Source organism: Caballeronia udeis (assembly GCF_044909315.1).
GTDB lineage: Bacteria > Pseudomonadota > Gammaproteobacteria > Burkholderiales > Burkholderiaceae > Caballeronia > Caballeronia udeis_A.
In genome coordinates, this window is the sequence record NZ_JBIYEB010000027.1 from 56,021 (window position 1) to 77,222 (window position 21,202).

At 61.6% G+C, this 21,202-nt stretch carries 19 protein-coding genes; 14 read left to right on the top strand and 5 right to left on the bottom strand.

Features of this window, described 5'->3' with window-relative positions; genetic code table 11:
- Positions 1 to 26 precede the first annotated feature (26 nt).
- Positions 27 to 1,103, bottom strand: coding sequence for an NAD(P)H-dependent flavin oxidoreductase (locus ABH944_RS33205; protein WP_404611579.1), 1,077 nt, complete (start codon positions 1,101 to 1,103; stop codon positions 27 to 29).
- A gap of 278 nt (positions 1,104 to 1,381) precedes the next feature.
- Between ABH944_RS33205 and ABH944_RS33210 the strand changes: the two genes are divergently transcribed.
- The gene (locus ABH944_RS33210) at positions 1,382 to 2,275 is read left to right on the top strand and encodes a LysR family transcriptional regulator (protein WP_404611581.1); all 894 of its coding nucleotides are present in this window, start codon (positions 1,382 to 1,384) and stop codon (positions 2,273 to 2,275) included.
- Positions 2,276 to 2,335: 60 nt separating this feature from the next.
- On the opposite strand, the gene ABH944_RS33215 is transcribed toward ABH944_RS33210, so the two are convergent.
- Both ABH944_RS33215 and ABH944_RS33220 read right to left on the bottom strand, forming a co-directional pair.
- Positions 2,336 to 2,737: a carboxymuconolactone decarboxylase family protein gene (locus ABH944_RS33215; RefSeq protein WP_404611583.1), complete on the bottom strand. Its 402-nt coding sequence runs from the start codon at positions 2,735 to 2,737 to the stop codon at positions 2,336 to 2,338.
- Positions 2,692 to 3,099 (bottom strand): MerR family transcriptional regulator, encoded by a 408-nt coding sequence (locus tag ABH944_RS33220; protein WP_404611585.1) that lies wholly within the window; start codon positions 3,097 to 3,099, stop codon positions 2,692 to 2,694. The genes ABH944_RS33215 and ABH944_RS33220 overlap by 46 nt, the downstream gene beginning before the upstream one ends.
- Positions 3,100 to 3,375: 276 nt before the next feature.
- Here ABH944_RS33220 and ABH944_RS33225 point away from each other — a divergent pair, with 276 nt between their 5' ends.
- The 7 genes from ABH944_RS33225 (at position 3,376) to ABH944_RS33255 (ending at position 10,366) form a co-directional block, all read left to right on the top strand.
- Positions 3,376 to 4,101, top strand: a complete 726-nt coding sequence (locus tag ABH944_RS33225) for a sulfite exporter TauE/SafE family protein (protein ID WP_404611587.1) — start codon at positions 3,376 to 3,378, stop codon at positions 4,099 to 4,101.
- 74 nt (positions 4,102 to 4,175) lie between these two features.
- Complete coding sequence (locus tag ABH944_RS33230) at positions 4,176 to 4,586, top strand: DUF3574 domain-containing protein (RefSeq protein WP_404611589.1); 411 nt, start codon at positions 4,176 to 4,178, stop codon at positions 4,584 to 4,586.
- Positions 4,587 to 4,833: 247 nt separating this feature from the next.
- A complete protein-coding gene (locus ABH944_RS33235) occupies positions 4,834 to 5,490 on the top strand; it encodes a PadR family transcriptional regulator (RefSeq protein ID WP_404611591.1) in 657 nt (218 codons plus the stop codon).
- Positions 5,487 to 6,830 carry an FAD-dependent monooxygenase gene (locus tag ABH944_RS33240; RefSeq protein WP_404611592.1) on the top strand — a complete coding sequence of 448 codons (1,344 nt, stop codon included), beginning with the start codon at positions 5,487 to 5,489 and terminating at the stop codon, positions 6,828 to 6,830. The genes ABH944_RS33235 and ABH944_RS33240 overlap by 4 nt, the downstream gene beginning before the upstream one ends.
- 52 nt (positions 6,831 to 6,882) lie before the next feature.
- A complete protein-coding gene (locus tag ABH944_RS33245) occupies positions 6,883 to 8,721 on the top strand; it encodes an FAD-binding oxidoreductase (protein WP_404611594.1) in 1,839 nt (612 codons plus the stop codon).
- A gap of 74 nt (positions 8,722 to 8,795) precedes the next feature.
- A complete protein-coding gene (locus ABH944_RS33250; protein WP_404611596.1) occupies positions 8,796 to 9,704 on the top strand; it encodes an ion channel in 909 nt (302 codons plus the stop codon).
- A gap of 149 nt (positions 9,705 to 9,853) precedes the next feature.
- On the top strand, positions 9,854 to 10,366 hold the full coding sequence (locus tag ABH944_RS33255) for a DinB family protein (RefSeq protein WP_404611598.1): 513 nt from the start codon (positions 9,854 to 9,856) through the stop codon (positions 10,364 to 10,366).
- 12 nt (positions 10,367 to 10,378) lie between these two features.
- Here the strand turns inward: ABH944_RS33255 and ABH944_RS33260 are convergent, their stop codons facing one another.
- Positions 10,379 to 11,335: a GlxA family transcriptional regulator gene (locus tag ABH944_RS33260; RefSeq protein ID WP_404611601.1), complete on the bottom strand. Its 957-nt coding sequence runs from the start codon at positions 11,333 to 11,335 to the stop codon at positions 10,379 to 10,381.
- Positions 11,336 to 11,579: 244 nt separating this feature from the next.
- On the opposite strand from ABH944_RS33260, the gene ABH944_RS33265 reads away from it, so the two are divergent.
- Complete coding sequence (locus ABH944_RS33265) at positions 11,580 to 12,806, top strand: gamma-butyrobetaine dioxygenase (protein ID WP_404611602.1); 1,227 nt, start codon at positions 11,580 to 11,582, stop codon at positions 12,804 to 12,806.
- A 16-nt stretch (positions 12,807 to 12,822) separates the two neighbouring features.
- Here ABH944_RS33265 and ABH944_RS33270 read toward each other — a convergent pair whose 3' ends face one another.
- Entirely contained in the window at positions 12,823 to 13,782 is a 960-nt protein-coding gene (locus tag ABH944_RS33270) for a LysR family transcriptional regulator (protein ID WP_404611604.1), read from the bottom strand.
- A 115-nt stretch (positions 13,783 to 13,897) separates the two neighbouring features.
- Here ABH944_RS33270 and ABH944_RS33275 point away from each other — a divergent pair, with 115 nt between their 5' ends.
- The 5 genes from ABH944_RS33275 to ABH944_RS33295 all read left to right on the top strand — a co-directional run bounded on the left by ABH944_RS33275 (position 13,898) and on the right by ABH944_RS33295 (position 21,158).
- Positions 13,898 to 15,082, top strand: coding sequence for a M20 aminoacylase family protein (locus ABH944_RS33275; protein ID WP_404611606.1), 1,185 nt, complete (start codon positions 13,898 to 13,900; stop codon positions 15,080 to 15,082).
- Positions 15,083 to 15,202: 120 nt separating this feature from the next.
- A complete protein-coding gene (locus ABH944_RS33280; RefSeq protein ID WP_404611607.1) occupies positions 15,203 to 16,477 on the top strand; it encodes an MFS transporter in 1,275 nt (424 codons plus the stop codon).
- A 314-nt stretch (positions 16,478 to 16,791) separates the two neighbouring features.
- Positions 16,792 to 17,109 (top strand): hypothetical protein, encoded by a 318-nt coding sequence (locus tag ABH944_RS33285; protein WP_404611609.1) that lies wholly within the window; start codon positions 16,792 to 16,794, stop codon positions 17,107 to 17,109.
- 34 nt (positions 17,110 to 17,143) lie between these two features.
- Positions 17,144 to 18,430 carry an ATP citrate lyase citrate-binding domain-containing protein gene (locus ABH944_RS33290; protein WP_404611611.1) on the top strand — a complete coding sequence of 429 codons (1,287 nt, stop codon included), beginning with the start codon at positions 17,144 to 17,146 and terminating at the stop codon, positions 18,428 to 18,430.
- Between the two features lie 28 nt (positions 18,431 to 18,458).
- Positions 18,459 to 21,158, top strand: coding sequence for a CoA-binding protein (locus tag ABH944_RS33295; protein WP_404611612.1), 2,700 nt, complete (start codon positions 18,459 to 18,461; stop codon positions 21,156 to 21,158).
- The last annotated feature ends 44 nt before the right edge of the window (positions 21,159 to 21,202 follow it).

Here is a 21,202-nt window from a genome sequence, read left to right on the forward strand (position 1 = left end):
GGCCACGCGAACGGCGCCGCAATGCTTCACGCCTGCGCCATCCTCGCCAACGCTTCGCTGATCAACACTCGCGTCAATTCGCCCGCAGGCAGTTCGCGCCCAAGCCGCGCCGCCTGCCCCGACCACAGGCTCGTGAAATCGCCCTTGCCGGCCTGCTCGGCCTTGGCCTTGAGCGGCGCAAGCGCGGCCCCCGCAAGCGGAAACGCGGGCGCCACAGCGGACAGCGGGCCTAGTTCACGGATTGCCCGATTGATGATGCCGCGCGCCGGCCGGCCCGTGAATATGTTCGTCAGCACGGTGGAATCGTCCTGGGACTCGCGCAGCGCAATACGATGCACCTCGGGTACCTTCGCCTCGGGACAAAACAGATACGCGGTCCCCATCTGCACAGCCGACGCGCCCAGTGCGAGCGCAGCGACAATCCCCCGCGCGTCGGTTATGCCGCCTGCGGCGATCACGGGAACAGAGACGGCGTCGACCACTTGCGGCACCAGCGCAAAGGTGCCGACCTGCGCGGCATAGTCCTGCGTCAGGAAGTTTCCGCGATGCCCGCCTGCTTCAACACCCATCGCGATGACGGCGTCACATCCATGCGCCTCGAGCCAGCGCGCTTCCGCCACGGTTGTTGCCGCCGCTATGATTTTCGCGCCGGTCGCTCTCACGCGATCGAACAGGTTTTTATCTGGCAGTCCGAAATGAAAGCTCACGACCTCGGGTTTGAATTCCTCCACGATCGCGCAGAAGTCGTTGTCGAACGGGCGACGGCCTGCCGCGGGCGGCGTGACTTCGGGATCGAGTCCATACTCGACGTAATATTCCGCCAGACGCGCGCGCCATGCCATGCTGCGCGCTGCATCGGCTTGCGGCGGAACATGGCAGAAGAAATTGAGGTTGATCGGGGCACGGGTTTTAGACCGGATCAGCGCAACGCCGTCACGCGCCTGCTCCACGCTGAGCAGCGCGCAAGGCAGCGATCCCAGCCCGCCCGCTTCACCCACAGCTATGGCCAATTCGGGCGTACCGGGACCTGCCATGGGCCCTAGAACAATAGGTGCTTCAATACCAAACAAGTCGAGAATCCGACGATCGCGCCACGTGCCCATGCTCTTTTCTCCTTGATGATGATCGCGGTGCGTGAGTACCCTGGATCCATCCGTTGCACTCGGTTTGACCGTGAGTGCGGCCCGGCTGCATCAAGGTTGAAAGCGTGCGTGAATATGCGCATTGCTTCTCATTGCTTCTCAGTGGAACCGCTTGATTCCGGCTTCAGGACAGCCTTCATTAAACGCTGTCAGCAGCGCAAAGCTTAGCAAGCTTTCCTGAAACCAGTGGCGCTTTGATGTGATAATTGCTATCACTTTTCCCGATATCGAAGGTCGACATGGACGCTGCCGATTTACGCATATTCGAGTCGGTCGCGCGAAACGGCAGCATGAATCGCGCGGCGCTTGAGCTTCATACCGTTCAATCGAATGTGACAGCGCGGGTTCGCTTGCTGGAAGAGGAACTGGGCGCAGCGCTCTTTCACCGGCACCACCGCGGCGTTGAGCTGACGGCTGCGGGCCGCAGGCTATTACCTTTCTCCAGACAGATGGCACGGTTGCTCGACGACGCACGCAGCGCCGTCAGGGACGACGGCGTCCCGCGTGGACCGTTGATTATCGGCACACTGGAGACCACCGCCGCACTGCGCATGCCGGCTGTGCTCGCATCGTTTGCGCTGGCTTATCCGCAAGTGGACATGGTGGTGCGCACCGGGACCACGGCGAGCCTGATAGACGACGTCCTGCAGTATCGGCTCGACGGCGCGTTTGTCGCGGGGCCGGTGCATCACGAAGAACTGTCTGCCGAGGCCATCTTTCGCGAGGAAATGGTGCTCGTGACAGCGCGTCACATTCGCTCGATCGCCGAGCTTGCGCATTCGGGCAACGTGAAGACTATCGTCTTCCGGACCGGATGTTCGTATAGGGCACGGCTGGATAGCGTGCTGACGCGGCATGGCTTGCAGGTCAGCACGCCGCTGGAATTCGGCTCGATCGACGCCATGATCGGTTGTGTGGCCGCGGGCGTCGGCGTGACGCTGTTACCGAAAGGCGTAGTCGCCACGGCATGGCGCGAGGGCCGCGTGGCGGTGCATGATGTCGCACCGGAAGATGCCCGCGTGGACACGTTGTTCGTGCGTCGCCGCGACGTGTACGCGAGCACCGCGCTCAACGCTTTTCTCGAGATTGCGCGGCCGGTTGTAACGCCCGGGCCCGCGCTTGTGCCTGCCTGAACGACGCGGGCTTGAGCGACCGGATTGAGGCTTCGCGCATGGGCGCTTGCACGACCCCGCTCAAACGTGATCGCGAAAGACTTCCTTCGCGGCAAACAAGCCATTGAGCGCGGCCGGAAATCCCGCGTACACCGCCATTTGCATGATGGTCTCGACAATCTCATCGCGGCTAATACCCACGTTGAGCCCCGCGGCAATATGGACCTTGAGCTGGGGCGTTGCATTGCCCAACGCGGTGAGCGCGGCAATGGTCGCAATCTCGCGGGCACGAATATCCAGGCCCGGCCGCGAATAGATATCGCCGAATGGAAATTCGAGCAGATAGCGCGCAAAGTCTGGCGCAATATCCGCAAGCGAGTCGATGACCTTCTCCCCCGCTTTCCCATCGATTTCCGACAACACCCGTTTGCCCCGTTCTAGGCGGCTTTCCTGACCCGCCTGGCGTTCGATCGTGTCTTGCATTTTTCAGTCCTCCGTTGAGTATGGGCATAACCCGCTATCTTGTTGTCGAGGACGAGAAGGCATGCCTGAAGCTCCGCTACCTTCAGCCGGACCTGATCGCGATGTTCCGTCAGCAGCTTGCACCGCGCTTCCTCGGTCGCGACACCCTGGGCGCGAAGCCCGGCATAACGCAGCATTTCCTGAATTGACATGCCGGTCGTTTTAAGCCTGCCCAGGAACTCGATCCATGTGAGGATGGAAGCGTCATAGACCCGTTGACCCGTGCTGTCGCGCGGCGCGAACGGAAGCAATCCGATCCGTTCATAGTAGCGAATCGTATGGGCAGTCAGGCCCGTCTGTTCGGCGATCTCACCTATCTTCATGGCTGCATTCTCGTTTCGACATAGAGCATGGTAGGACTTAGAGCGCACTCTAAGTCAAGCGCTTTCCGGCATTGTGCCGCTAACGCGGAATGCTGGCCGCCAGCGTTGCTTAAAGCGAGCCGCTTGGCGCCGGAAAATATCAAGAACGCGCTTTATCCTCTTCTGCCGCTAGCCGCGAGGTGCGAAAAGTTCACGTACCATACGGCGTGCGCAATACCGGCTAGTCGCATTTCTTCAACGTCGCTCATTCAAATAATCGCTAAAGAGACGCGAGCCATGGAATACGTCCTTGTTTTAGCCGTCGGCGTGGCGGCCGGCATGTTGAGCGGCATCATTGGCACGGGATCGTCCATGATGCTGATGCCGGTCCTGGTGATCTTCTTTGGTCCCCAGCAGGCCGTCCCCATCATGGCAATTGGCGCGATCATGGGGAATCTCGGCAAGATCGCCGCGTGGTGGAGAGAGATCGACTGGCGTGCGTGCGGCGCCTATTGCCTGACGGCAGTTCCGGGCGCGGCGCTGGGGGTTCACACGCTGTTGGCGTTGCCTGCCCGGGCTGTCGAAATAGCGCTGGGCGTATTCTTTGTAGCCATGATCCCCACCCGGCGATGGCTTGCACGGCGCTCGGTGAAGTTCAGCCTTTTGCACCTTGCGCTGATCGGCGGCCCGGTTGGATTCCTGACCGGCATTGTTGTCTCCACGGGTCCGATCACGGTGCCTGTTTTCACGTCTTACGGTCTTGAACGAGGCGCTTTCCTCGCCACCGAAGCCGCCGGATCGCTCGCCGTGTACGGCACGAAGATCGCTGCGTTCAAGGAGTTTGGCGCGCTGCCGGCGGGCGTCGTGTTCCAGGGGCTGATCGCGGGAGCGGCGCTCATGACCGGATCATTTTTCGCCAAGTCGATCGTCGTTCGCATGGCGCCATCGACATTCAAATTGCTTGTTGACGGACTCATGTTGTCATCCGGTCTCTCTTTACTTTGGGCAGCGGCCGGTCAGTAGCAGCCGCCAAGCCTGCCCCTCCATAGTGGTCGCATAGTGGTCGTTAACCTGCGCAAATGATGACAACGCTGCCCTTGTCCCGCCTTCGAACCGCAGTGGTCCTCGCGTCCCTGTTTGCCATGTATGGATGTGCCGCGGTGCAGGAAAGCCGTTGCGCGCCGGGCGAGGAGCGCGCAGTCGACGACGTGATGATTTTCGGCACCGCCAAACCGGCTGGCGTTGTTACATCCGCTGAGTGGACGGAATTCCTGCGAACCTCGGTGACACCCCGGTTTCCTCAAGGGCTGACGGTCTGGCAGGCATCCGGACAATGGAAAGGCGCCGATAGCACCATCGTCCACGAAGCCTCGTTTGTACTCCGCCTGGTACATCCCAAGGACCCGCCTAGCGAAGCTGCAGTGCGCGCGATCGCCGACGACTACAAGTCGCGCTTTAGCCAGGAATCCGTGCTCCGTATCAAGAGCCACGCTTGCGTTTCCTTCTAAGCATTCCGGGCAGACCTTTCTCCTGGCGTCTCCCAAGCGACAGCACATAGCTCAAGCCGCCAAAGACAAGCATCCTGTCCCGGCAGTCTTTCATCACACTTGACACCAGGCATACCCGGGGAGTTTCACCCGGACCCTGTCACGTCATTCGCTCCCTCACTCATCCAAACCGCGTTCAACTCCGCGCTTGCCAATCCCGCAAAACTAGTTATATTATGACTAGATACATTAAGACTAATCGATACCCATGACCCGTTATTCCCCGCTTGCCCTCGCCGTCCTTGCCATGCTGACTGAAGCGCCCATGCATCCCTACCGCATGCAGCAGCTCATCAAGGCACGTGGCAAGGACGAGGTCATCAATGTCAGTCAACGCAACAGCCTTTATCAAACGATCGATCGTTTGATGCGCGGCGACCTGATAGCCGTGCGCGAGACCGAGCGCGACGGTACATTTCCTGAGCGCACGGTCTACGAGATCACCGAGGCGGGCCGCGACACTGCCCGGCTCTGGCTGCGCGAACAGCTCGCTCAACCTGCGCACGAGTTTCCGGCCTTCCCGGCAGCGCTTTCATTTCTGCCCGTGCTGACGCCGGAGGATGTGTGCCGGCAACTCGTTACACGCACCGGTGCGCTGGAGCGTGAACTGGCTCGCCTTGACGCGGTAGACGAGCACGCCCAAGCCGTACAAGTGCCGCGTTTATTCCTGCTCGAGGGCGAATTGATACGCGCGAAACTCGTGGCGGAACTGGATTGGGTGCGCAGCGTGGCCGCTGACCTGAAGGCCGGCGCCCTTACCTGGAGCCCGGCGTGGCTGGAGGAAATCGCACAGCGCTTTGCGCCCGCCGACGCGAGCTCGTACAAACTGAACACGCCCACCACGGACAAGGAGACGAAGACATGAACCGCGAACCCATGAACGTCATCATCATCGGCGCCGGCACGGGGGGGTTATGCCTTGCGCATGGCCTGAAGCGTGCGGGCGTCAACGTAACCCTCTATGAACGCGACCGGACGCGGACCGATGGTTTGCAGGGTTATCGCTTGGGCATCAATGCGCATGGCGTTGCATCGCTAAAGGCCTGCTTGCCGCCCGATCTGTTCGCTACCTTCGTCGCCACATGCGCGCGTACGCCTCGTCATTTCAATATCCTGACGGAACGCTTGACCGAGTTGTTGTCAGTCACGCTCGACGAGGAGTCCATGAGCGGCGGCAAATCCGTTAGCCGGATGACGCTGCGGCAGGTGCTGATGACCGGACTGGAACAGCACCTCCGCTTCGACAAGACGTTCACCCGGTACGAGCAGCACGCCAACGGCAGCGTGACCGCGTTCTTCGACGACGGCACGCAAGCCACGGCGGACCTGCTGATCGGGGCCGATGGCGCGCGCTCGAAGGTGCGCCGGCAACTGCTGCCCGAAGCGCGGCTGGACAACACCGGCATTGTCAGCATCGCGGCCAAGGTGCCAATGAGCGAAGCATCGCGCGCGCTGCTGCCGCCGAAGGTGCTGGACGGCATCACGCTGATCAACGCGCCGAAGGGCTTCGGCGCCATCGTGCATGTAATGGAATTCCCGTGGAGTGCGGACGGTCTCAAGGAGGGCATCGGCAGCAGCAACGCCGAGCTGATCGCGCGCTGGCCCGGCCTGCTCTTCGACAACACCCGCGACTATCTGATGTGGGGCGTATGGGGTGCGCTGCATAACCTGCCGGCTAATCCCAAAGCCCTCGGCCAACCCGCGCTGCTCGCGCTGGCCACCGAGATCACCGACGGCTGGCATCCGAATCTGCGCGCGCTGATCCGCGCGTCCGATCCGGGCACCGCCTTTGCCGTCGATGTCCGCACCTCGGTCCCCGTCGGCGCGTGGCCCACCACCAACGTGACCGTCCTGGGCGACGCGGTGCACCTGATGACACCCGGCCGGGGAGTGGGCGCCAACACCGCGTTGCGCGACGCAGCACTGCTGGCCGCCCGCTTGGGCGCGGCGCAACGCTGTGAGCTGTCGGGCCGCGAGGCGGTTGCCGGCTACGAGGCGCAGATGCGCGAATACGGCTTCCACGCAGTGGTGGAGTCGCGCAAACAGTTCGACGCCAGCGGCGCGATACATCGGCCGGTGGTCGGGCGCGTGGCGCTAGGCGCAATGCGCACCGGTTTGCGCGTGGTGAACAATGTACCGTTGCTCAAGCGCCGCATGATCGACGCGGAAAACGATTTTCGTGGCGTGGAGCGTGCACAACAGTAGTCAGGCGGGATAACGTCACGGTTGCGACCACTCTGAGATTTCACGGCCACCGATGAAACCTTCGACCCAACCGCCGTCCTGGAAACGCCGGCGTCTTTTGCAGTTCGCAGCGGGATTTTCATTTTTGTCGGGCGTCTGGAAACCGATACACGCGGCAGCAGCATCCAGTGCGGTTGCCCGCGTGCGTCCCGGGGATCCGCGCTGGCCATCCGGGGCGCAATGGAACGAACTGGGCCAGCAAGTCGGCGATGCACTCGTCAAAGTGCAGTCGCCCTTGCTGGCTTGCCGGAACTCGCCCGATAGCGCCGGCTGCCAGCAACTGTTCAAGGAACTCAAGAACCCCTATTTCCTGGGCGACGAAGTCGGCCTGACACAAACCCTCGGCTGGGTTGACGCGTGGACATCGAAACCCAGCGTCTATGCGGTGGCTGCGCGCAATACAAACGACATCGTCGCCGCCGTCAACTTCGCACGCCAGAACAATCTGCGGCTGGTTGTGAAGGGCGGTGGCCACAGCTATCAAGGCACATCGAATGCGCCGGACTCCCTGCTGGTCTGGACACGAAAAATGAACGACATCACCCTCCGGGACGCGTTCGTCGGCGCGGGATGCGAGGGTCACGCATCGCCGGTGCGGGCAGTGACGGTCGGGGCCGGCGCGCTCTGGGCGCACGTCTACGATGCGGTCACCACCCAGGCAGGCGGCTACGTGCAAGGCGGCGGCTGCATGACGGTCGGCGTGGCCGGGCTGATCCAGAGCGGCGGGTTCGGCAGCTTTTCCAAGGCCTACGGAATGGCCGCGGGAAGCCTGCTCGAAGCAGAAGTCGTCACGGCGGACGGTGTGGTGCGGATCGCCAATGCCTGCACGAATCCCGACTTGTTCTGGGGGCTGAAAGGCGGCGGTGGCGGCAGCCTGGGCGTGGTCACCCGGCTCACGCTGCGGGTCCACGAACTGCCCGAGACCTTCGGCGCGGTGAACATGACGATCAAGGCCACGTCGGCGCCTGCGTTCCGCCGGCTGGTTGGCGTGATCATCGACTTCTATCGGCAGAACCTGCTGAACCCGCACTGGGGCGAACAGATCACGCTGCGCCGCAACAACGTCCTCAAGATCTCGATGGTGTTCCAGGGACTCAGCCGCAGCGAAGCACAAGCGGTATGGCAACCGTTCATGGATACGCTTGACGCATCCCCTGACGACTTCAAGGTCGAGTTCTCGCCACTGAAGATCGCGGCCCTCTCGGCCCGCAGTTTCTGGGCTCCCACGCTGTTCAAGAGGCTCCTCGGTTTCATGAGCACCGACGACCGGCCGGACTCACCCAAGGACAATGTCTTCTGGACGGGCAATCAGGGCGAGGCGGGACAAGTGCTGCACGGCTACGAGTCCGCTTGGCTCCCTGCAGCCTTGCTGCAAGATGGCCAGCGTCAGGCGCTGGCCGACACGCTGTTTGCCGCAAGCCGCCAATGGACGGTGTCGCTGCACGTCAACAAAGGCTTGGCGGGTGCGCCGGGCGAGGCCATTGCTGCAGCAAGGGACACCGCCACGAACCCGGCCGCGCTGGAGGCCTTCGCGCTGCTTATCTCCGGGGCGGAGGGTCCGCCCGCCTATCCGGGCATTCAGGGCCACGAGCCGGATAGCGAGTTGGCGCGCAGGAGCGCGCAGTCCATCGGGCGCGCGATGGACGAAGTGCGCAAGCTGGTTCCGGACCCGGGTTCTTACGTCTCCGAAAGCAATTTCTTCAACGCGGATTGGCAGCGGGCTTTCTGGGGCACGAATTACAGCAGGCTGCTCGCGGTCAAGGATCGGTATGATCCCGATGGCCTCTTCTTCGTTCATCACGGCGTAGGGAGCGAACGCTGGAGCGCCGACGGTTTCACGAAACTTGTATAAGACCCACGCGGGTTGAACATCCGCACGTGTGCCGCGTGAGTTGTCCCGCCCCCCTTTCCAGAGCCATTTCAACGATGCCATCCAATACCACGCAGCCGCCATCCGATGAGGCATTCGAGCCTGAGGGACCGCATCGGCGGCTGGCGCTCGGTGAAGACCGTCATGTCATCACGCATGGCCTCAGGACCTACTTCTGGCAGGACATCTATCACATCGCACTGACGGCCGGATGGGCGCTGTTCTTCGCGGTCGCGGCCCTGCTCTTTCTCCTGCTCAACTTCGGGTTCGCGTTGCTGTACCTGCTGGGAGATCACGCTATTGCAAACCAGTCTCCCCCGGGTCTGCTAGGCGCATTCTTCTTCAGCGTGGAGACGCTTGCAACGGTGGGTTACGGCGACATGCACCCGGATACCATCTACGGCCACAGCGTTGCCACGCTCGAGATCTTCGTCGGCATGTCAGGCATTGCGTTGACGACCGGCATGATCTTCGCGCGGTTTTCACGACCCCACGCGCGCATCCTGTTTGCCAAGCGGGCGGTGGTGCGTCCTATCGACGGCCGGATGACACTCATGGTCCGCGCCGCCAATGCGCGTCAGAACGTGATTGTGGAAGCGAAGGCCAAGATGCGGCTGATGCGTTCGGAGACCAGTCCCGAAGGGTTTTATCTTCGTAAGGTGCATGACCTTCCGCTGATCCGCGAACAGCATCCGATCTTCCTGCTCGGGTGGAGCCTCATGCATGTCATCGATGAAGAAAGCCCGCTCTTTGGCCAGACGCTGGAGTCGCTCAAAGCGAGCAACGCCGAGCTGATGCTGATGGTGGAAGGCCTGGACGAAACCACCGCGCAGCCCATGCAGGCACGTTATGCATGGCCGCCGGAATTGATCCTCTGGCAGCATGCTTACGTCGACCTGTTGTTCGAGCGGAACGGTGAGACGCATCTCGACTACGGCAAGTTTCACGATGTCGTGCCGCTCTGAAGCAGGTGCCGGTTTGCCGCGCCTGGCTGGAACTGATCCGGCGGCTCACCCAGTCACTGTATATGGTGGGCCGATTCGTTAGCGGATAATCTGGACCATGTCATTCCGCCCGATGCCATGCCATCTGATTCCCTCCATGGAAGCAAACCATGACTGCCGCCAACAAGACCGTCCGAACGCTGACCCGCTACAAAGCATGGGCCAACGAGCTCCTCTTCTCCATGCTGAGGGGCATGCCTTATGAAGAGGTTATCCGTCCACGGCAGACGCGCTTCGGAAACATGGTGCACACGCTGAACCACATCTACGTCATAGACGCCGTGTTCCAGGCGCATCTTCAAGGACGCGATCATGGTTACCCGGCGCGCAACACACCGACTCATCCCTCCCTTGATGAACTGTGGAACGTGGTCCGGACAATGGACCAGTGGTATGTCGATTTTGCCGAGGGTCTATCCGCCGAGGATCTCGACCGGTCGATCCACTTCAAGTTCATTGGCGGTGGCGAGGGTGTCATGACCTGCAATGAAATGATCCTGCACGTGGTCAATCACGGCACTTATCACCGGGGGTTTGTCGGCGACATGATGTATCAGGCAGGCGTCACGCCACAGGCCACCGATCTCCCCGTGTTCCTGCGCGATGTGGCTCAAGTAGCTTGAGCGTCCCGTGGCTTACGGGTTCATGGTTCCCGCTCTGGCTTGCCGGTCTTCGCGCGGCGACCGTTGAAAGCGTTTCTTATAACAACGCGCAAAATAAGACGACGACTCGAACCCGCTTGCAAGACCGACTTCCATGATGGAGAGGTCCGTTTGCTGCAGCAGTTGGCGACCTCGTTCCAGTCGCAGGTTCAAATAGAATCCGGCCGGCGACTCTTCCATGCCGGCCTGGAACAGCCGCTCGAGTTGACGGCGGGTGATGCCGGCATTGCGGGCCAGCAGATCAATCGCCAAGGGTGTTTCAATGTGCTGTTCCATCTGCGCAATGGCCGACAGCAGCCGGGTGTTGTTCACGCCATAACGCTCAACGGGCGCCGCGCGCTGCAGGTTCTTCTGCGGACGAATCTGCCCCAGCACGAACTGGTCGGCCACCCGGACAGCAAGGTCCCGCCCATGACGCCGCGCAATCAATTCAAGCATCAGGTCCATCGATGCCGTGCCCCCGGCCGACGTGATCCGCTGACGGTCGATCTCGAAAATCTCGCGGCTGACGCGCAACGCCGGATAACGCTCGACAAAAGCCGCGACCGTCTCCCAGTGAACCGTCACGCGAAATCCCTGCAGCAATCCCGCCTCCGCTAACACGAAGGCGCCGGTGTCCACGCCGCCGAGAATGATTCCCGTGGTCGCCTGCCGTTTCAGCCAGTGCCTGAGCGTTCGGTCAAGATACGCCAGGGGATCGTACGCCGCGACCACGAACAGGATCGAGGCCGCCTCAAGCGTGGCCAAGGGGCCGTCCACCGCCATCGACATACCGTTGCTTGCCTGCACCGGATGTCCGTCCGCACTCAGCACCTTCCAGCGATACAAGTCGCCGCCAAGCCGGTTGGCGGATCGCAGGGGTTCAGCTATGGCTGCGAAGTCGAGCAGCGAAAAACCCGGCATCAGCAGAAAAACAATGAGTTCGCTCATGAGGCGGACACTCCGGCATGTGTTCATGATCGATTGTCGCAAAATTAGCAATCAAGGTCGCATTTTTATTATTCAGTCTGGAACAGGAACCGTAGAGTGGCTGGGACGTTGAATCACTAGCGGATCGGCGTGACGCACCGGAAAATTGAAAAATCAATATCAATCAGGATAACGTATCTAATCAAGCGGCCGAAGATCCGGGCATGCAGATAGCAACCCGACCCTGACGAACGCACACCATGACATGGAGATAAACATAAACGCAGTTGCAAGCCCGGCCAACGAAACGTTCTCCGCAGACTGGAGAACCTTCGAATCGGCTCATCGTCTTCGGAGCGTCACACTCCTGACCGACAGCGTGGAGACAACCTGGGACGACGCCCGGATCAGCAGCTACCATTTTCTATGGCTGCGCGACAATTGCCCGTGCTCCCAATGCGTCCATCCCGCTACCCGGGAACAGATGTTCGAAGTAGTGGACGCCCCTGAGAACCTTGTGGCCGGAAGCGTTTCCCTTGACGTCACTGGTGCACTGAATGTGCAGTGGAGCGACGGTCATCGCAGCCTGTATGAGGCCGGCTGGTTGCGCTCCCATGCCTACGATGAAACATCCCGCAGCGAGCGGGCAGCCCAATTGCGCAGCGTTCGGCCGTGGGACAGCAAGCTGGTGATCCCGACATTCGACTACGCGTCCGTGATGTCGTCGGACCGTGTCCTGCTCGACTGGCTGCTTGCAGCGCGCGACGTTGGATTGACCCTGCTCACCGGCATGCCTGAAACCGGCAAGGCGCTGGAAACCGTTGCAACGCGCATATCGTTTATTCGCGAGAGCAATTTCGGCATGACCTTCAAAGTCAGGACGAAGGTTGAAGCAGTCGATAGCAATGCCTACACGGCCCTGGAATTACCGGCACATACCGACCTGCCGACCCGGGAGCTTCAGCCCGGTTTGCAGTTCCTCCATTGCCTGATCAACGACGCCACCGGCGGAGAAAGTACCTTCGTCGATGGATTCGCGATCGCGGCAGCTTTGCGAGCAAATTCACCCGAAGACTTCCGCCTGCTGTGCGAGCACCCCGTAGAGTTCTGGAACAAGGCGCCCCAGAGTGACTATCGAAGTTATGCACCTGTCATCGGTCTCGACTCGCGCGGCGAGGTAAGTGAAATCCGGCTGGCGAACTGGCTTCGCGCGCCCTTCAACTTGCCGGCCTCCGAGATGGGCGCTTTCTATCGTGCATACCGGCACTTTTCCGCGCTTACCCGGGATTCGCGATTCATCGTGAGTCACAGGTTGGAAGCGGGCCAGATGTGGTGCTTCGATAATCGCCGGACCATGCATGCTCGCAAAGCCTTCGACCAGGCGAGCGGAAAACGCTTTCTGCGAGGCTGTTACATGGATCGCGACGAACTGCTTTCGCGCATTCTTGTACTGCAGCGCAATGATCCAGGCCGCTCAATCCGCGCCGCTTGAGCGACGCTCGCCACTCTCATTCACCTTGCTTCGGCGATACAGCGGCCCATCGCCGCTGCATCGCTTCCACAAGATGCCGCCACAGGAATTCAGCCGCGGGAGAAAGGCGCCGGCCAACGCGCCGTATTGCCTGACTGCTGAATTCGCGGGCAATCGGATGCTCCAGTTCAAGCGCAACCAGACGCCCCGCTTCGAGATATTGCCGCGCCGCATCCGTCGACATGAACGCCACGCCCAGTCCCGCTGCGGCAATGGCCTGCGCGGCCGAGAAAAGGTCGCATCGGTATGACGGCGTCAGGTTCAGCCGCTCTGCGCGAATGATGGCGTCAAGATATTGCTGCGCGCCAAAGCGCTCGGGCATGAAGATCAGCCGCTGATCGCGCAACTGCTCAAAGCGGATACGCCGCTCGCCCGCCAAAGCATGGCGTGGACTGACGAGCGCACAGAATTGCGCCGCCCGGAAGGTTCGGGAACGTATGGCGGGGTCGCTGCCGCCGCCCGCGCACAAGCCAAGGTCGACGTCGTCGTTGCGGACCATCGCGATGATTTCAGATGTCGCGCCGCTACGCAGTTCCACCACGATGTCAGGAAACTGCAAGCTAAAACCCTCCAGCACGGTGGCGAGCAGGTTCTCGACGAACCCCTCGCCCACGCCAATCCCCAGCCTTCCGCGCCGCAGGCTTCTGAAATCTTCCAGTTGTGCCAGCATGTCCGCGTCACGACGGCTGCTCTCGCGGAAATGTTCGACAAGGCTTAGCCCGATCTCGGTCAGCACCGCGTGCCTGCCGCGCCGCTCCAGCAGCACCACGCCGTGATCGCGTTCGAGCTGCGCCACTTGCCGGCTGATCACGGAGCCGTTGATGGCCAGCGCGTCAGCAGCGGCACGCACGCCTCCGTGCAGGTCGATTTCGTGCAAATATCGCAGGCTCCGGGTGCTAAGCAGATTCTCCCGGGCAGGCGTATTGTCTTTGGCCATATCGTCGCCCGTTGACATCCAGGTCAACATTATCGGCCAGGGAACGTCATTGATTAGCGGATTTTGCAGCAGAATACTCACCCATCAGATTTCTTACAGAGAGACACCCACGACCATGGAAAATACCCAGGCTTTTTGCTCGCTAGACGACACCACCGATCTCCGCGATGAACTAAGCGAGATCCGTCATCGGCTGCATCAAAATCCGGAGCTTGCGTACAAGGAGTTTCAAACCTCCGACCTCGTTGCGCATAACCTGGAAAGCTGGGGCTACAAGGTGACGCGCGGCCTGGGCGAAACCGGCATGGTCGCGTCGCTCACGGCCGGGACGGGCACTCGCGCCGTGGCCGTGCGCGCCGACATGGACGCCTTGCCGATTCCTGAAGAAACCGGCTTGCCGTACGCCAGCCGCAACGCGGGCCTGATGCACGCCTGCGGCCACGACGGTCACACCACCATGGTCCTGGGCGCCGCGCGCCACCTCGCCCGCACGCGTGCATTCAACGGCACCGTTCATCTTGTGTTCCAGCCTGCCGAAGAGATCGGCGCGGACAGCGGCGCCATGCGAATGATTGCCGACGGCCTGTTCGAGCGTTTCCCCTGCGAGGCAATCTTCGGCCTGCACAATCACCCCGGCTATCCCACGGGCACATTCATGTTCCGCAGCGGCCCCTTCATGGCGGCATCGGATACGGTCAACATCACCATTCACGGCCGCGGCGGCCATGCCGCCCGCCCGCATCTTGCCGTGGACCCCGTCGTGATCGGCGCGGGTCTGGTGACCGCGCTGCAAACGGTGGTCGCACGCAGTATCGACCCCATGCAAACGGCCGTGGTCACGGTCGGTGCATTCAACGCGGGTCATGCCGCCAATGTGATTCCTGAATCGGCGCGCTTGCAGATCAGCGTCCGTTCATTCGACCCCGATGTCCGCAAGCTGCTCGAAACACGCATCCGCGCGCTGACGGAAGCTCACGCAGGTGCGTATGGCGCGCGCGCGGAGATTGAATACGTGCCGGGTTATCCAGTCGTGATCAACAGCCAGGCCGAAACGGAACTGGCGTTGCAAGTGGCGCGCGAACTGGTAGGTGACGACCGGGTTGTCGATAACTTCGGCCCGATCGCGGGCAGCGAAGATTTCGCTTATTACCTGCAGAAGAAGCCGGGATGTTTCCTGCGCCTGGGCAACGGCGAAGGTGCGCCAATGCTGCATAACGCCTCCTACGACTTCAACGACGACAACCTCACCGTAGGCGCCGCCTACTGGACCCGTCTGGTCGAGCGTTTCCTCGCGCAGTAGGTTTCAGACCGGTGAATCAATAGCAGTTCGGTAGCCATTAAAGTTTGCGCATTGCGCATTGCGCGATGCCTCGGCATCGCGCTTAGCCGTGCGCAAGACCCAAGCATTCACGGGACTTCCATGTCAGTCATTACAGCCCAGCCCGCTAAAGCCGTTTCGCAAAGCAAGATCGTGATTGCCGCGATCATCGGTAACCTGCTCGAGTTTTTCGACTTCACCGTCTATAGCTTTTTCGCGCTGACGATCGCCAAGCTTTTCTTCCCGGCGCACGATCCGGTTGTCTCCACGCTGCTCGCGCTGTCCGCGTTTGCGATTGGCTTTGTCGCGCGTCCGGTCGGCGGCTTCGTGCTGGGTCACTATGCGGACAAACGTGGCCGGCGTGCCGCGCTGACACTGACCATCTTCCTGATGGCGATCGGCTCGGCCATGATCGGCCTGGCGCCGACTTATGCAAGCATCGGCCTTGCCGCACCGGCCCTGATAATCTTTGCTCGCCTGCTGCAAGGCTTCGCGCAGGGCGGCGAATTCGGCGCCGCCACCGCGACGCTGCTGGAGACGGGTTCGGCTAAAGGCCGCGGTTTTCGGGCTAGCTGGCAGCTGGCGAGTCAAGGCGCTGCCGCGCTGATGGGCTCGGGCATTGCAGCATTGCTGACTTACCAGTTAAGCGGCGAACAACTGCTTGACTGGGGATGGCGAGTGCCGTTCCTGATTGGCACGCTGATCATGCCGGTCGGCGTATATCTGCGCCGGCACATTGTGGAAGAGCCGCCGAAGCAAGCCAGGGCGGCGGGGTCCAGCATGGAGCCGGGTCTCGTGCGCAAGTGGTTCCTGACAGTCTTCGCGATCATGGGCATGACGGTGGCGACCTATGTACTCATGTACTACATCCCGACCTATTCCATCCAGTACCTGAAGATGCCGGCCAAGCTTTCCATGCTGGTGTCGATCTGCGCGGCGATCGTTTCGCTGACGCTGTGTCCTCTGTGGGGCGCGTTATCCGACAAGATGCAACGCCGCAAGCCGCTGATCCTGATCGGGCGCATTGTGCTGATCGTGCTGCTTTATCCTGCGTTCTGGCTGATGAACCAGTTCCCCTCGCTGCCGGTCATGGTGGCGTTGATCATGCTGCTGATGCTGTTCTACACAATGGGTTCGGCACCCGCCTATGCACTCATGCCGGAGAACTTTCCGAAGCACGCACGTGCGGGTTATCTTGCGAGTGCTTATGCGGTGGCGGTGTCGGTGTTTGGCGGCTCGGCGCAACTGGTGGTTGCCTGGCTGATCAAGGTCACCGGCGATACGATGGCCCCCGCGTGGTACATGATCGTATGCGTGATCATTTCGCTGATCGCCGTTTCCATGCTCGATGAAACCGGTGGGCGCGATCTGACCTGATGTTTGGGCAATAGCAGTGGAGGGTCGCGGCGAGGTTTCGTCCGCACCCTGCAATGGGGTTGAGCGGGTCTGTCCGCCAACCCCAGACCGAGACCCGCGATTACCCTGATTCGCTGGCACGGAAAGCCGTACGACCGCCGCGCGGCCATTCCGGCATTTCGTTCGCGCATCCCCCGAATTCCGTGTTGTTCTTTTAACCAAATCAACGACTTGATCCTCTGATTTCAGCGGCATGCCGCTTGGCATAGCCATTGCATTGCTGAAATGACAATGTTCCGCGCCGGCCACGGACGCGAAACAAAAGAGGAGACAAGATGAACGCGAACGACGATCTCGATCCACTCGAGCCCGGCGAGTGGTCGGATGCCTTGCGTCCTGTTCAGGCGCATAGTTGCAGTCAGCGCGAGAGCCCATACGCGATCACGCCTGAGCAACGAGAGTTCGATCCTCTCTGCGGGAGCACATCGTCAGTTCCCGGTCCGCTGCCGCTCCATACGGCATCGGCTTCGCCCTCTCCTCGCATGCACCGGCCCACACGCATTGCCGTGACCGTATCCGGATCCGGCAGCACGGCGCACGCGGCACTGCCATCCATACGGGCATCGCCCGCCGGATCGCACCGTCACGCCTAGAAGACACCGCAATGCCTTTCTGAAGGGGCTCACTATGCAAGTCACCGGTATGCTGCACGGAGCCAAGATGCTCCAGTTCGTCGACTTCCCCACCACCGAAGTGCTGGGACCCGACGCCAGCGAGGAAGAGATCAAGGCGCTGATAGACAAACACGGCCTGATCTTCATCAAGCCCGTGTTCAAGGGCGGCGTGGGCAAGAAAGGCAAGGCCGGCCTGATCGGCAAGGCAACCGACCTGAAAACCGCACTGAAGGAAAAGGAACGCCTGTACTTTGTCGAGCACCGGGTCGGGCATACGGTGGCCAAGGCGAACGGCGTGACCTTCGAAGCCGGCGTGCCGGCCGAGCACGAAGTCTACTTTTCAATTACAGACTCGACGCATTACCGCGCGCCGACAATGACGCTCACCCACCATGGCGGCATGGACATTGAAGAGCTCGACCGGAGCCAGGTAGCGCAAGTGCCTTTCGATCCGCTCACGGGACTGAAGGCCTTTGTCGTGGCCAACGCGCTGTCGGCGTTAGGTGCGCCCAAGCAGATCATCTCGCCGCTGGTGCAGCACCTGCCCAAGCTGTGGGAGCTGTATCACGACTACGGCATGACCACGCTCGAGCTGAACCCCATCCGCATGCGCGTGGACAAGAAGGGACGCATGACGCCCGTCGCCTGCGATTTCAAATGCGGCTTCGACCGCGACGACCCGCGCTGGCGGCGGCTGAATCTGCCGGCAAGCCTGTTCGCGGTCGACTACTCCGACTTCGAGCAGGAGATCAATCAACTGCGCACGTACCAGGGCCAAAGCGACGTCTACGTGATCAATTCGGGAGGCACCATCCTCGCGCCGACCTTCGGCGGCGGCGCCAACTCGCTCGTCACCCAGATGCTCGGCGACGACGCCATCATCTCCTCGGACTTCGGCGGCAATCCTCCTTACGAAAAAATGAAAGAGGTGGCACGTATCTGCTTCAAACACTGGATCAGGCAGAGCAACGTGTTGTTCATCATCGGCGGCAAGTCGAACAACACCGACATCTTCGAGACATTCCGCGCCATGGCAGATGCGCTGCGCGAACATTTCAGCCGGCATGGAGCCACGCCCCTGTACGTGGTGATCGGCCGGGGCGGTCCGAACCTTGTACGCGGCATGGGTGCGATGCGCGACACGCTCGATGCGCTCGGACTGCCCTACCGTTTCTTCGGCTTCGACTCGGACATGAGCGAGGTTGTCCTGTATGCAAAAAAGGTCGATGCGTGGATGAAGTCCGGCGGTCGCGAGCAGGTAGCGGCACAGCTCGGCTTAGCGTCCAGCCAAGCCGCCTGAAGCTTGCCACACGCATAAGGAGAGTGTCATGTACAAGCAAGGTGTAGGTGATTTCAAGTATTTCGTCGGTACGAGTTCGCTGGCTCACGTGGCCACGCGCGAGGATCGGGTCTGTGTGCTTAACATCCTTGGCGGCGAGTCGAGCGACGTCACGCCCGTCGGCCACGTCTATTCGGGCGGCAATGTGGTGTTCGGCACGGCGCCCGGCAAACGAGGCCAGGTGCTGGAAACATCGCTCGGCGCAGTGCCGGTTTACAACAACGTGCTCGAAGGCATCAACGACGGCCATCGCTTCAACTGCGGCGTGATCTACCTGCCGCCCGCGGCGGCGCGTGACGGCGTGGCCGAACTGATCCGGGTCAATCCGGAGTTGAAGAAGATCTTCATCGTTACCGAGAAGCTCGCCGTGCACGACTCGCGCGAAATCCGGGCAATGGGTCAGGCCAACGGCATCGACATCTTCGGTGGCAACAGCCTGGGTGTAGCGGACTCCTGGAATCAGGTTCGCATTGGCGGCGCACTGGGTGGCGACCATCCGGAAGAGGCCTTGCGCAAGGGCTCCATTGCGATCTTCTCCAACTCCGGCAATTTCACGACCACGATCGCGACCTACCTGCGCATGGCCGGCTGGGGCACCACCACGTCCATCTCCAGCGGCAAGGATGTCTACGTCCACTTCGCGGCGCCGGAGTTTGCGTTCGCCCTGTCAAACGACGCACGTAGCAAGGCTGCTGTGCTCTATGTCGAACCCGGCGGCTACTACGAACTCGATGCGCACTTCACCAAGCCCGTCGTTGCTTGCGTGGTCGGACGCTGGAAGTCCAAGCTGACCCGCTCGGTCGGACATGCCGGAGCGATGGCCGGTGGTGCCGACGACGCTCTCAGCAAGGAACGCTGGTTCATGGAGAAATTCGGCGTGGACGGCATCTTCACGCCGGAGCATCCCGTGTTCTCGGCCAAGGGTGCGCTCGTCACCAACATCGCCCACATCCCGGCTGCACTGACTGCGGTCATGGGAGAAAACGCCTGCCGCCCTGACTTCGCGTCCGAGGGTAATCTCGCGCTCAAACCGTGGTTCGGCGCGAGCCATGGCCTGGAGCTGCCGGCTGACCTCGACTTGCCCGTGGTCGAGGCTACTACCCCCTACAACGAACAGGTCGCGGCGCTGAACCAGCAGATCGGGGCAGTCCCGCCCCGCCAGACGATGAAGGACGCCTCAGGCGCCTCGCAGATGGACGCGAAAACCCAGGTTACGAGCCTGTACGGGGTGTCGATGCTCGACGCCGCGCAGTACCCGCTGGAAGCCAACGTCAGCCTTGCACTGCTGCACGAGCCCGGCGGCGAGAACGACCGGCGCCTGATCAATGTCGCCATTGGCGGCGGCCTCAACTTGCACGGTCATCCGGCGTTGGCTGCGGCACAGGCTGCACGCGACGCCGGCAATGCGCCCAACACCGTGCTGGCCGCTGCCGCCAGCATCCTCGGGCCGCGTTGCCAGGGTCAGGCGCGGCAGGCCGCGCGGGTATTCATCGACGCATTCGCCGCGGCCGGCATGGACGACGCGCTGGACGAAAGCTTTGATACCAGCGTGATCACCATCGACGATCCTGGTTTGTTTGTCAGCGCCGAGCCCGACGCCCACGCGCAAGCGCTGCTCGCGGGCTTGCACGCACGCGGCGCGAAATCAGTGTTCGTGCGTTACCTGGAGACATTGCCCGGCCACCCCACCGCCGACGCTGTCCTCGCGGCGATTACAACCACCCTCGCCTGGGGTCCGTTGATGCGCAAACGCGTCTCGCGGCTGACCGCCGAGAGCCTGCCTTGGTGGATGCGCCTGTTCGGCGCGTTGATCGGCGCCTCGGTGCGAGCGGACCAGCACCAGCCCGACAGTTTCTGCGGCATCGCGACGACCGATATCCTGCAGCAGCGGCCGATCAGCGAAGTGGCCTTCGTCGCGCTGCTCGGCTTCACCCCGAAGCCGGCCGACCTGTTCTCGTTCCAGGTACTCGTGGGGCTGCTGTTGTCCAACGGACCCGGCACAATCTCGGCCCAGGGCGCCAAGGGCGCGGTCTCCGCCGACGGCCCCGAAGACCCGGAGCGCGTGCAGCTCAACAAAGGCCTGATCGGCTTCCTGACCCACACCGGTTACACCCATGGCGGCAACGGCTACGAGGGCATCGCGTTCCTGATCGACCAGTTCAGGGACTCTGGTCTGGCCGATCCGGGCGACCCGGGTCACGGCGTGGACCTGAAAGCGCTGGCCTTGAAATATGTGGAGGCCTATGCGCGCTACAAGTCGAACAAGAAGAACACAGGCAGCCTGGATATTCAGAAGATTCCCGGCGTCAATCACCCCGTGTTCAAGGACAAACCCGTCAATCACGATCCGCGCGAGGTCTTCATTCACAACCTCATGGCCGAGCGTCAGGAATACAACGTCTTCCACGAGTTCTACGGCACGCTGGTGCAGACCTTGTTCGATGCAGGCGTGTCGCGCAACGTCTATTGCGTCAACGTCGACGCGGTGATTGCCGCGTTGCTGCTGAAGATGCTGTGGCAGCCCTACCGCAACGGCGAGTATGCCGGCGCGGCGCTGGAGACAGCGGCCTTCACGATCTTTCTCTACCCCCGCATGCTTGGCTGCGCCGCTGAGGTGGACGACCACATGAACCGCGGCCGCAACATGGACACACGCACGCCGGCATCGCAGTGCCAGTTTGTCGCTTGAGTACGTGTGATCGAATGTCCGGAGCGGCATGACCTGCGGCGGGT